We start from the raw sequence: 12,641 nt of genomic DNA on the forward strand, positions 1-12,641 counted from the left end.
GGGTTTTTTCATTTCTGGCCATCACTGCCACCCTGCATTGCGGCCTCCACGCAACACCTGCACGCGCATCTGCATGCGGGGATTGTGGCAAACGGCGGCTGGCGCTTACAATGAGAATAATTCTCATTTATATTATTCAGCGCCCATGTCCACCATCCAGCCCAGCCTGCAACAGCAAGTGCAGTCGCTCTACAGCGATCATCACGGCTGGCTGGTGGGCTGGCTGCGCAAAAAACTCAGCTGTCCGCATGGCGCTGCCGACGTGGCGCAAGACACGTTTGTGCGCATCATCGCCTCGCGCGACGCCCTGTTCGGCATGCGTGAACCGCGCGCCTATCTGTCGACGACGGCCAAGCGCCTGCTGCTCGACCGCGCGCGCCGGCAAGTGCTGGAACGCAGCTACCTGGCGGAGCTGGCCCTGCTGGCCGACAGCCTGCCCGGCGCGCCATCGCCGGATGAAGTCCTCATGGCCGTGCAGGCGCTCGAGCAGATCGCCGGCGCGCTGGCCGGCCTGTCCGCCAAGGCGCGCGACGCCTTTCTGCTGCATTACCTGGAAGAGCTGCCGCAGGCCGCCGTCGCCGCACAGCTGAACGTCTCCACGCGCATGGTGCAAAAATACCTGGTGCAAGCCTTGCTGGCCTGCCGCCATGCCTGCCCCGGCATGCCGGCATGAGCGGCGCGCGCGCGGATAGCGTCGCCGAACAGGCCGCGCACTGGATCGTGCAGCTGAGCGCGGACGACGCGGCCGAGCGCGAACGGGCGCGGGCCGGCTACGCGGCGTGGAAGGCGGCCGACCCGCTGCATGCGACGACGGCGGCCGGCATGGAAGGCCTGCTGGACCGGTTGAGCGCCGTGCGCGCACCGGCCGGCGGCGATCACCGCCCCGCGCGCGCCGCGCTGGCCGCCATCGCTCCCGGGCGCCAGCGCCTGCGCCAGCTGGCCGCTGCCAGCGCCGTGGCCGTGCTGGTGCTGGGGACCGCCATGCTCGCCAGCGAACGCCCGGCCTACCTGCTGGCCGACCTGCGCAGTCCCACGGGAGAATGGCGCACGCATACGCTGGCCGACGGCAGCCATCTGACCCTGGGCAGCCACAGCGCCGTCAACGTGCATTTCAGCGCGGGCGAGCGGCATGTGGAACTGGTGCGTGGCGACATCCTCGTCGACGTGGCCAAGGATGCGCAGCGCCCCTTCATCGTCGACAGCGGCCAGGCCGCGATCCGCGCGCTGGGCACGCGCTTCACGGTGCGCAGGGATGATGGCGCCACGATATTGAGCATGCTGGAGTCGAAAGTGTCGGCGCAGGTGCCGCGGCACCCGGCCAGCATCGTGCAGGCGGGCCAGCGGGCGCGCATCACGTCCGATGGCGTGGGGCCACTGACCGCCATCGATGCGGCCAGCGTGCAGGAAGCATGGCGCGCGCACCAGTTGGTGGTCGATGACCAGCCGCTGGCCGAGGTGCTCGACGAACTGGCGCGCCACCGTCCCGGCCAGCTGCATTACGACCGCGCGCAGATCGCCGGCATCCGCGTGGCCGCCGTGCTGCCGCTGGACGACACGGACAAGGCGCTGCAGCTGCTGATCGACAATTTCCCGCAGCTGCGCATCCGCATGCTGACGCGCTACCTGGTGATGGTCGACGCGCCCGCCAACTCCCTCGCAAAAAAATAAATAGAAATAATTGGCATTCGCAGTTCCACTTTGCGCATCTCGTGCGTCAAGGCAGCTGAGATCATTCAAAAAAGGCTGTCACCATGTACGTTCCTGCCGTTCCCGCTTCGTCCCCGAGCACCCTGCGCACGCGTTTGCGCCCGCTGGCCCTGGCCGCCCTGCTGCTGGCAAGTGCCGGCATGCACGCCCAGGCGTTCGCCCAGACGGTCCCCGCCGCCGCCAGCTACCGCATTCCGGCCGGCCCGCTGGCCGGCGCCCTGAACCGCTATGCGCAGCAGGCGGGCGTGTCCATCGTCATTGACGCCGCCAAGGTGCAGGGCTTGCACACGGCCGGCCTGCAGGGCAGCTATGCCATCGACGACGGCTTCGCCGCGCTGCTGCGCGGCAGCGGCTACGCCATCGGCAAGACGCCCACCGGCTATGTGCTGGTGGCCGCGCCGGCAGCCGCCCCCACGGCCGCCGCCACATCGGCATCGGCGGTCGAGCGCACCATGCCCGCGATTACCGTCGTCGGCCAGGCCGAGGAAGGCGCCACCACGGAAGGCAGCGGCTCCTACACGGCGCGCAAGCTCACCATCGGCAAGGGCGAGCAGGCGATGAAGGACATCCCGCAATCGGTCAGCGTGCTGACGCGCCAGCGCCTGGACGACCAGGGCATCACGGACTTGCGCGAAGCCGTCAACAACGTCACCGGCGTGGTCGGCGTGCATGGCGTGGGGCCGGGCGTGGTCATCACGGCGCGCGGCTTCCAGATCGACCAGTGGCAGTACGATGGCGTGCCGATCGACCGCAATACCTACGCGCTGGGTAACTGGGGCCAGGAAAACATGGTCATCTACGACCGCCTGGAAGTGCTGCGCGGCGCCTCCGGCATGCTGGTCGGCACGGGCAGCCCCGGTGGCTCCGTCAACCTGGTGCGCAAGCGCCCGCTGGCCACGCGCGCCATCACGCTGACAGGGCGCGCCGGTTCCTGGGACCACTACGGCGCCCAGGTCGACATCAGCAGCCCGCTGAATGCGGAAGGCACCCTGCGCGGACGCGCCATCGTCGATGAAGACGACAGCCATTCCTTCATCGACCAGGTGTGGAGCAAGAACCGCACCCTGTACGCGGCGCTCGACTACGACCTGGCGCCTGCCACCACCGTGGGCCTGGCCGCCAGCCATGTCAAGGCCTACGGCCGTCCCACCTTCATCGGCCTGCCCCGCTACGCGGACGGCGGCGAACTGCCACTGCCACGCTCCACCTTCACGGGTGCCGACTGGAACCGCAGCCTGGTGGAACAGAGCACCGTCTACCTGGACCTGGAACACCATTTCAACACCCAATGGAGCCTGAAGGCGTCGGCGCTGGGGACGAATGAAAGCACCAGTTCCACGCACCAGCGCACGGCCTTTGAAATCAATCCCGATGGCAGCGGCGCGCGCTATGGCGACTTCTCCACCGATTTCGACAACCGCAAGCGCGGCATCGACGCGTTCGTGCGCGGCAAATTCGACGGCCTGGGCATCGCCCAGGAAATCGTCGTCGGCGCCAGCTATGTCAGCTTCACGTCCAATGACCGCTATGCGCGTGCGTGGGAAACGGGCGCCGACATTTTCCATATCAAGCACGATCGTCCGTGGCAGGACTTCGACACCATCGCCGCGCGCCCGGCTGGCGTGACCAGCTACAGCACCTACGACATGCGCCAGAAAGGCCTGTACGGCACCTGGAACGGCCAGCTGACGGACCATCTGAAAGCCCTGCTGGGCGGGCGCTTCAGCTGGTACGACTTCCTGTACGCCACGCCGGACGGCTACCGCGACGCCACCCGCACTACCGCCAAGTTCACGCCATCGGTGGGCCTGATCTATGCATTGACGCCGCAATGGTCGGCTTACGCCAGTTACGCGGACGTGTTCCAGCCGCAGACGAACCACGATGTGGCCGGCCGGACCCTCAAGCCGATCACGGGCAGCAGCTACGAGGGCGGCGTCAAGGGCGAACTGCTGGACGGCAAGCTCAACACCTCGCTGGCCGTGTTCCGCTATGACCACAAGGATCGCGCCGTCACCGATTACGCTGCCGGTTTCGCCTGCGACGGCTGGTACTGCTCGCGCGCCTCGGGCAAGGTGCGCAGCCAGGGACTGGAAGCGGAAGTGTCGGGCGAAGCGGCCCGCGGACTGCAGCTGTCGGCCGGCTATGCCTACACGACGACGACCTACCTCGACGATCCGGACAACAAGGGCCAGGTCTTCTCCACGTGGACGCCGAAGCACATGCTGCGCCTTTGGTCCAGCTATACCCTGCCCGGCGCGTGGGACAAGGTCAGCGTGGGCGCCGGCGCCAACCTGCAAAGCCATACGGTCGATACGGAGCGCACCTTCAAGGTGGCCGGCTTCTCGATCTGGAATGCGCGCCTGGGCTGGCAAGCGACGCCGCAAGTGGCCCTGTCGGTTAACGTCAACAATGTGTTCGACAAGCGCTACATCATCCCGTCCTACAACACCACGGGGTCGAACAACTACTATGGCGACCCACGCAACGTGCAGTTCACCGTGAAGTACACGCCGAAGTGGTAAGACGATCGGGAGGCTGAGCGCCGGCAGGATGGCCGCGCCGCGTGACTGGCATGGTGACAGGCATTCAGTTTGCGCCGCGGCCGGGATTTTCGGCTAAGATGAGGGCGCGGCGTCCAGCCGCACCGCATCGTGCATCGGCCTCTCATTCATCTACACCGTCAATGGAACAAAAAGACAAGTCTTGGGTCACTTCGGTCGACGTCGCCAAACGGGCCGGCGTCTCCCGCTCCGCCGTCTCGCGCACGTTTACCCCTGGCGCCAGCGTGGCGCCCGAAACGCGGGCCCGCGTGATGGAAGCGGCACAGTCGCTGGGCTACCAGGTCAACATCCTGGCGCGCAGCATGAACCAGGGACAAAGCAACCTGGTGGGCGTCGTCATCACGGGCTTCACGGACCCGTTCCGCGTGGCCCTGCTGGGCGAAGTCACGCGCAGCCTGAGCGAACACGCGCTGGTGCCGCTGCTGATGAATGCGGAAGATCCCGAGCGCCTCAGCGAACTGCTGCGCATCCTGCTCAGCTATAAAATTTCCGGCGTCATCATGACCTCCGGCTCGCCGCCGTCCGCCGTGGCGACGGAATACCTGCAGCGGCAAGTGCCGGTGGCGATGATCAACCGCGCGCGCGACCTGAAGGGCGTGGACGTCGTCAACAGCGACAACCGCAACGGCGGCGAACTGGCGGCCAGCACCCTGCTCGACAGCGGTGCCCGGCGCCTGGCCTTCATCAATACGCGCGCCAGCAGTTTCAGCGGCATCGCGCGCGGCAAGGCCTTCCTCGAACACCTGGCGCCGGCGGTGGCAAAGAAACGCTGCACGGCCAGCGAATACCTGGCCGACGCCATCGGCTACCAGGCGGGCCAGGAAGCGGCCGATGCCCTGCTCGCCGGCGGCAAGCTGCCCGACGGCGTCTTTTGCGCCACCGATCTGATCGCCTGCGGCTTCATCGATGCGGCCCGCAGCAAGTATGGCATCGACGTGCCGGCGCAATTGCAGGTGATCGGCTTCGACGATATTCCCATGGCGGCGCTCGACGCCTACCGGCTGACCACCATCCGCCAGGATGCGGGCGAGCTGGCGCGCCGCGCCGTCAAGAGCCTGGTCGAACGCATGGAAAAATTTGCCATGCCGGGCCGCCTGAAGGAAGTACCCGTCACCCTGGTGCGGCGCGGCACGACGCGCTGAAGCATGCAGCAACGGCGGGCGGCGCCACGCCGCTTGCCTGTCCGCCGTGCCCCGTTTTCCACACTTTTTCGTCCCCCGCCTGTACTTGTTGACATCAAAAAAAATCCGGGTTACTGTTTGCACACGCGTGCTGCACACGTGTGCAATTTCTTCAAGCAGGCCATTTCTGGCCACACCACAAAAAAAAGCGCCCCATCCACGGAGGCGCCATCAAGGAGACAGGTATGTTGAATCACGTTCTAAGAATGGCCTTGTTCGGCATAGGCGCGGCCGGCCTGGCCGCCTGCACCAGCCCCACCGGCAGCCGGCAGCAAGCGGGCATGCCGGCCGCCGATCCGAAGCTGGCGAAGATCGGCCAGATCGTCGTCGTGTACATGGAAAACCGCAGCTTCGACCATTTATTCGGCACCTTCCCCGGCGCCGACGGCATCGCCAATGGCCGCGCGCCCGACACCACCACGCAGACTGGCCCGGATGGCAAGCCGTATCTCCTGCTGCCCGCCGTGGCGCTCGACAAGGGGGGCCTGGATCAGCGCTTCAAGGGCGACATCGCCAACGCCCCCTTCCACATGGAGCCGAGCGTCTCGCTGGGCGACAAGACGGCCAGTCCCGTGCATGCCTTCTGGACGCACAAGCGCCAGATCAACGATGGCAAGAACGACCGCTTCGTCGTCGAGGGCAACACGGGCGCCCTGCCGATGGGCTATTTCGATGGCAGCAAGCTCAAACTGTGGGCACTGGCGCAGCGCTATACCCTGGCCGACCGTTTTTTCCAGTCCGCCTACGGCGGCTCTTTCCTCAACCACATGTGGCTCACTTGCGCCTGCACGCCCGTCTTCCCGAACGCCCCCGCCGATATCGTCGCGCGCGATGACCGCGGCACGGGGCACAAGAAGGGCGAAGAAGCGGAAGTGACGCAGGATGGCTACGCCGTCAACACCATGCAAGGCCCGCTGCTGTTCGATCCGACCAAGAAGCAGACCTTTTTGCCGCCGCAAACCATGCCCACCATCGGCGACCGCCTGACGGACAAGGGCATTTCCTGGGTCTACTATGCCGACGGCTACGACATCGCCGTCGCCTCGACCAAGTCGGGCAAGAAGGCCGACGATTTCTCCTACCACCATCAGCCGTTCACCTACTTCAAGCGCTTCATCGACAGCCCGCAGCAGCGCGCCACGCACCTGAAGGACCGTTCCGACATGCTGGCCGACGTCAAGGCGGGCAAGCTGCCGCCCGTCTCGTTCTACAAGCCCATGGGCAAGAAGAACATGCATCCGGGGATGGACAAGTCGAGCGTGGCCGCCGGCGACGACGAGGGCGTGGCCATCATCAGCGCCATCATGGAAGGCCCGCAATGGAAGGACACCGTCATCATCGTCACCACCGATGAAAACGGCGGCTTCTGGGACCACGTCGCGCCGCCGAAAGGCGACCGTTTCGGCCCGGCCACGCGCATACCCGCGCTGGTCATCTCGCCCTTCAGCGAAGGCGGGCATATCGACCATACAGAATATGAAACCGTGTCGATCCTGAAGTTCATCGAGGAACGCCACGGCCTGGCGCCGTTGAGCGTACGCGATGCGCGCGCCAACAGCCTGGCCAGGGCCCTCAAGCTGTAACAGCCATTCTCCTGCCGGTCTACCCCGGGTGCGCCGCCTGCGCGGCGCGCCCGGGCAACTCACATCCAAAGGAAACGCCATGCAGCACGCACGCCATCTTCCCCTGTCCCTCCTGATGCTCGCCCTGGCCGCCTGTGGCGGCGGCGACGATACGCCGCCCGTCCCGGCCACGCCGCCGGTCACGCCGCCCGTCACCCCGGCGCCACCCGCCACCTACTACCAGACCAAGACGCCGTATGCGCCGCAGCAGGACGCATCCACCTACGAAGCCGCGCCGGCCGGCTACGCGCCCGTGTACACCGAGCTGGTGGCGCGGCACGGTTCCCGCGGACTGTCGAGCATGAAGTACGATGCGGCCTTTTACAATGTCTGGCAACGGGCGGCGGCCGACGATGCGCTCACGCCGCTGGGACAAACACTCGGTGCCGACATCCTGAAACTGATCAAGGCCAACGCGCTGCTCGGCTACGGCGTGGACGGCATCAGCGCCCCCGGCTACGGCAATCTGTCGCAGACGGGCATCAATGAACACAAGCAGCTGGCCGTGCGCATGCTGGCGCGCCTGCCCGCCCTGTTCACGCAGCTGGGCGCGAATGCCGCCAGCGCGCCGCGCCAGATCGTCACCGTCAGCTCCGGCGTGGACCGCGCCAAGGACAGCGCCGCCTATTTCGCGCAATCGCTGGCGGCCACGGCACCGGCCCTGGCCCCGCTGATCACCCTGCCGCCCGCACCCGCCGGCTACCCGGCCGGCAAGCCCGTGGCACAGCCGGACGGCACCAACCGCTTCCTGCTGTATGCGCACAAGCTGGTGCCGAAGACGGACCTTGTCACCGATGCCCTCGACCGCTACTACCCGACCTACCAGGACAGCCAGGCCTACCAGACCTACCTGGAAAGCCCGGACTTCCTCGCCAAGTACACGGCCATCGACACGGATGCCACGGCGCGCACCCTGGGCCGCGCCGTGCTGGAACGCCTGTTCACCAGGGCGTTTGTGGACAAGATCGACAACGGCACCTACAGCTTCGCCAATACGGGGACCTACAGCTTCACCAGCGACGACGGCAAGTTCACCAACACCGTCACGGGCGACGGCAAGACCACCATCAAGGGCCTGGCCGATGCAGCTTCCGTGCTGTACAACCTGTACGCCATCATGGCAGGCATGGCGAGCGAAGTGAAAGCCGATTTCGTGCAGTACATGCCGTCGGACGCGGCCAAATACCAGGCCTTCGTGCAGGATTACCAGGACTTCTACAACAAGGGGCCCGGCACCACGGAAAGCGCCGGCGTCACCTCGAACTACGTGCGCGCGCTGCGCGACGACTTCTTCACGGAAGTGGACGCCATCGCGCGCGGCGACCTGTCGCACGGCGCCAAGCTGCGCTTCACGCATGCGGAAGCCATCATCCCGCTGGCCACCGCCATGGGTTTGAAAACCGTCGTCGGCGCGCTGCCGGCGGCGCAGACCTACAGCTATGACAACAGCAGCTGGCGTGGCCTGTACGTGGCGCCGATGGCAGCCAACATGCAGTGGGATGTGTACCGCGACGCGGGCGGCAATGTGCTGGTCAAGCTGCTGTACAACGAAAAGGAAACGGACTTCCAGGCCGCCTGCGATGGCGCGCGCTACGCTGCCGGCAGCCATTTCTATGTGTATGCGAAGCTGAAAACCTGCTACGGTCACGTGGCGCAGTAGGCGGGCGGGAAGCGGGGGCGGGCCGGCTCACAGCCGTGCCCGCCCATCCGGCGTTTGATGCTAGGCTTGCGGGCAGGAATCAATCACCTCACCTACGGACTCTCATGCCTCCATCGCTTCCCCCGTCCAGCATGCTGCTGGCCCTGGCCCTCGCCACCTGCGCCAGCCCCTCTCTGGCCATTGAAGGTTATTACCAGACCAAGACGCCATACGCCCCGCAGCAGGACCCGGCTACGTACGCCGCGCCGCCGGCCGGCTACCAGCCCATCTACACGCAGCTGGCAGCGCGCCATGGTTCGCGCGGATTGACGGGCATGAAAAACGATGCGGCCCTGTATGCGATGTGGCAGCAGGCGGCCGCGCAGGATGCGCTCACGCCGCTGGGGCGCGAGCTCGGTGCCGACATCCTGGCGCTGATGAAGGCAAATGCCCTGCTCGGCTATGGCGTGGCGGGCATCGAAAAGCCCGGCTACGGCAATCTGTCGCAGACGGGCATCGAGGAACACCGGCAACTGGCCGCGCGCATGCTGGCGCGCCTGCCCGCCCTGTTCGCGCAGGTAGGGCAGGACGCGGGAACGGCGCCGCGCCAGCTCGTCACCATCCATTCGGGCGTGGACCGCGCGCGCGACAGTGCGCGCTTCTTCACGCAATCGCTGCTCGAGCACGCGCCGGCGCTGGCGCCGCTGCTGACCTTGCCACCCGCGCCCGCGCCGTACCCGCAGGGGCGTCCTCCCGTATTGCAGGCCGATGGCGTCAACCGCTTCCTGCTGTACGCGCACAAGCTGGCGCCACAGACGGACCTGGTGACCGATCCCGCCAACCCGTATTACGCCACCTATGGCGCCAGCCAGGCGTACCAGCGCTATGAAAAGACCAAGCAGCTGCACGCGCTGATGGATGCGCCCGCCCGGCTGCCGGCAGCGGCCACGCATGCGCGCCGCGTGCTCGAACGGCTGTTTGCGCCCGCCTTCCTCGACCAGCTCGAACGGGGCGCCAGCAGCTATGCGGACACGGGCAGCTACACCTTCACCAGCGCCGATGGCACATTCACGCGCACCATGACGGGCAGCGGCAAGACTGCCATCCGCAGCCTGAATGCGGCCGCCTCGAAACTGTATGACCTGTATGCGATCAGCGCCGGCATGCGCCATGAAGTGCCGGCCGATTTCGGCCGCTACATGCCTGCGGAGGATGCGCGCTATTACGCGTCTGTCGCCGACCACGAGGATTTTTACCAGAAGGGACCCGCCACCAAGGAAAGCAAGGGCGTGACCTGGCGCTTCGCGCTGGCCTTGCGCGACGACTTTTTCAATGAAGTCGACGCGCTGGCCAGGGGCGACTTGCGCCACGCGGCCAAGCTGCGCTTCACGCACGCCGAAATGATGATTCCGCTCGCCTCGGCCATGGGCTTGCAGCAGGTGCTGGCGCCGCTGCCGGCATCGACGCCCTACAGCTATGCCAACAATCCATGGCGCGGGCAGAACGTCTCGCCGCTGGCGGCCAACCTGCAATGGGATGTGTACCGCAATGGCGAGGGCCAGCTCATCGTGCGCCTGCTGTACAACGAAAAGGAAACCGCTTTCCAGGCCAGTTGCGACACCGCCCGCATCGCGCCCGGCAGCGTCTTCTACGACTACGCCAAACTGAAAACCTGCTACGGCCACGTGGCGGCGCGCTGATTTCGCGCGCTGCCATCGCGCCTTACTTGAGGGTCGGCATGGCAAACTCGGCGCCGGCCGCCGTCGATGCCGGCCAGCGCTGCGTCACCGCCTTCTGCTTCGTATAAAAGCGCACGGCTTCCGGGCCATGCGCGTGGTGGTCGCCGAACAGGCTGCGCTTCCAGCCACCGAAGCTGTGGAAGGCCATCGGCACGGGAATCGGCACGTTCACCCCCGGCTTCTTCAATCCCTGCCCACCTGCACGCGGTGCGTGTATTCGTGCCCCGCGCGCAGCATGGATGGGATTACTTCAGGGTCGGCATGGCAAACTCGGCGCCGGCCGCCGTCGACGCCGGCCAGCGCTGGGTCACCGCCTTCTGCTTCGTATAGAAGCGCACGGCTTCCGGGCCATGCGCGTGGTGGTCGCCGAACAGGCTGCGCTTCCAGCCGCCGAAGCTGTGGAAGGCCATCGGTACGGGAATCGGCACATTCACCCCCGGCTTCTTCAATCCCTGCCCACCTGCACGCGGTGCGTGTATTCGTGCCCCGCGCGCAGCATGGATGGGATTACTTCAGGGTCGGCATGGCAAACTCGGCGCCGGCCGCCGTCGACGCCGGCCAGCGCTGGGTCACCGCCTTCTGCTTCGTATAGAAGCGCACGGCTTCCGGGCCATGCGCGTGGTGGTCGCCGAACAGGCTGCGCTTCCAGCCGCCGAAGCTATGGAAGGCCATCGGCACGGGAATCGGCACATTCACCCCCACCATCCCCACCTGCACCCGGTGCGTGTATTCGCGCGCCGTGTTGCCGTCGCGCGTGTAGATGGCCGTGCCGTTGCCGTACTCGTGCGCATTGACCAGGTCCAGCGCCGTGGCAAAATCGGGCACGCGCACGATGCACAGCACGGGGCCGAAAATCTCCTCTTTGTAAATCGTCATCTCCGGCGTGACGTGGTCGAACAGGCTGCCGCCGAGGAAAAAGCCGTTTTCATGGCCGGGCAGGACGAAACCGCGCCCGTCGGCCACCAGCCTGGCGCCCTCCTGCACGCCCGTGGCGATGTAGCCGGCGATCTTTTCCTTGTGCACCTGCGTCACCACCGGGCCCATTTCCGCTTTTAAATCCATGCCCTGCGCAATTTTCAGGGCCGCGATGCGCGGCACCAGCGCTTGCACCAGCTGGTCGCCGACCTGGCCCACGGCCACGACGACGGAAATGGCCATGCAGCGCTCGCCCGCCGAGCCGAAGGCGGCGCCCATCAGGGCATCGACCGTCTGGGGAATATCCGCGTCCGGCATGACGACCATGTGGTTCTTCGCGCCGCCCAGCGCCTGCACGCGCTTGCCCTGGGCGCAGCCCGTGGCATAGATGTATTCGGCGATCGGCGTGGAGCCGACGAAGCTGACGGCGCGCACGTCCGGGTGGTGCAGCAAGCCATCCACGGCCTCTTTATCGCCCTGCACGACATTGAAGACGCCGTCCGGCAAGCCCGCCTCCGTCAGCAATTGCGCCAGCAGCAGGCTGGCGGACGGGTCGCGCTCGGACGGTTTCAGGACGAACGTATTGCCGCAGGCAATGGCCATCGGGAACATCCACATCGGCACCATCACGGGAAAGTTGAAGGGCGTGATGCCGACGCACACGCCCAGGGCCTGGCGGATGGACCAGGCGTCGATGCCGCCGGCCACCTGTTCCGAATATTCGCCCTTCATCATCTGCGGGATGCCGCAGGCAAACTCCACCACCTCAATGCCGCGCGTCACTTCCCCTTTCGCATCCGTAAACACCTTGCCGTGCTCGGCCGTGATCAGGGCCGCCAACTGGTCCGCATGCTCTTCCAATAATTCCTTGAATTTGAACATGACGCGGGCGCGGCGCAGCGGGGACGTTTGCGACCAGGCGGGAAAGGCCGCGTGGGCGGCGGCCACGGCCGCGTTCAATTCGCCCGGCGTGGCCAGCGCCACTTGCGCCGTGACGGCGCCCGTGGCGGGATTGAAGACGTCGCTGGTGCGCTCGGAGCGCGACGCCATGGGGTTGCCACCAATAAAGTGACCGATCTGTTGCGTTGTCATTGTTCTTCCTTTTTACTTGCTCATCAGCCACTCGTGGGCCGGGTCGTTTTTAAAGTGCCACGCGCGTTGCGGGCCGGCCATCACGTTCAGGTAATAGCCGTCGTAGCCATACGGCACGGTGACGGGGTGGTAGCCGCGCGGCACCATCACCACGTCGTGGTTTTCCACGGCCATGGCTTCGT

9 protein-coding genes and 2 pseudogenes are annotated in these 12,641 nt (G+C 66.2%); 7 read left to right on the top strand and 4 right to left on the bottom strand.

What is annotated here, in order from left to right; translation table 11 throughout:
* The first annotated feature begins 145 nt into the window (after positions 1 to 145).
* From ACZ92H_RS04435 to ACZ92H_RS04465, 7 genes are all read left to right on the top strand, one after another.
* A complete protein-coding gene (locus ACZ92H_RS04435) occupies positions 146 to 673 on the top strand; it encodes a sigma-70 family RNA polymerase sigma factor (protein WP_465047890.1) in 528 nt (175 codons plus the stop codon).
* Positions 670 to 1,668, top strand: coding sequence for a FecR family protein (locus ACZ92H_RS04440; RefSeq protein WP_465047889.1), 999 nt, complete (start codon positions 670 to 672; stop codon positions 1,666 to 1,668). The genes ACZ92H_RS04435 and ACZ92H_RS04440 overlap by 4 nt, the downstream gene beginning before the upstream one ends.
* Positions 1,669 to 1,751: 83 nt before the next feature.
* Entirely contained in the window at positions 1,752 to 4,232 is a 2,481-nt protein-coding gene (locus ACZ92H_RS04445; RefSeq protein ID WP_465047888.1) for a TonB-dependent siderophore receptor, read from the top strand.
* A gap of 161 nt (positions 4,233 to 4,393) precedes the next feature.
* Entirely contained in the window at positions 4,394 to 5,413 is a 1,020-nt protein-coding gene (locus ACZ92H_RS04450) for a LacI family DNA-binding transcriptional regulator (RefSeq protein WP_465047887.1), read from the top strand.
* 224 nt (positions 5,414 to 5,637) lie between these two features.
* Positions 5,638 to 7,035 (top strand): acid phosphatase, encoded by a 1,398-nt coding sequence (gene acpA, locus ACZ92H_RS04455; RefSeq protein ID WP_131372282.1) that lies wholly within the window; start codon positions 5,638 to 5,640, stop codon positions 7,033 to 7,035.
* 79 nt (positions 7,036 to 7,114) lie between these two features.
* Positions 7,115 to 8,734 carry a histidine-type phosphatase gene (locus ACZ92H_RS04460; protein ID WP_465047886.1) on the top strand — a complete coding sequence of 540 codons (1,620 nt, stop codon included), beginning with the start codon at positions 7,115 to 7,117 and terminating at the stop codon, positions 8,732 to 8,734.
* Between the two features lie 104 nt (positions 8,735 to 8,838).
* Positions 8,839 to 10,413, top strand: a complete 1,575-nt coding sequence (locus ACZ92H_RS04465) for a histidine-type phosphatase (RefSeq protein WP_465047885.1) — start codon at positions 8,839 to 8,841, stop codon at positions 10,411 to 10,413.
* A 22-nt stretch (positions 10,414 to 10,435) separates the two neighbouring features.
* Here ACZ92H_RS04465 and ACZ92H_RS04470 read toward each other — a convergent pair.
* The 4 genes and pseudogenes from ACZ92H_RS04470 to ACZ92H_RS04485 form a co-directional block, all read right to left on the bottom strand.
* A pseudogene (locus ACZ92H_RS04470) lies at positions 10,436 to 10,627 on the bottom strand (methylmalonate-semialdehyde dehydrogenase (CoA acylating)); the annotation flags it as partial.
* A 70-nt stretch (positions 10,628 to 10,697) separates the two neighbouring features.
* Positions 10,698 to 10,889: pseudogene (locus ACZ92H_RS04475) on the bottom strand (methylmalonate-semialdehyde dehydrogenase (CoA acylating)); the annotation flags it as partial.
* A gap of 70 nt (positions 10,890 to 10,959) precedes the next feature.
* On the bottom strand, positions 10,960 to 12,459 hold the full coding sequence (locus ACZ92H_RS04480) for a CoA-acylating methylmalonate-semialdehyde dehydrogenase (RefSeq protein WP_465047884.1): 1,500 nt from the start codon (positions 12,457 to 12,459) through the stop codon (positions 10,960 to 10,962).
* A gap of 12 nt (positions 12,460 to 12,471) precedes the next feature.
* Positions 12,472 to 12,641: 5-deoxy-glucuronate isomerase (locus ACZ92H_RS04485; RefSeq protein WP_465048438.1), on the bottom strand; the 170-nt coding region annotated here is incomplete at its 5' end.

Source organism: Janthinobacterium foliorum (assembly GCF_978021625.1).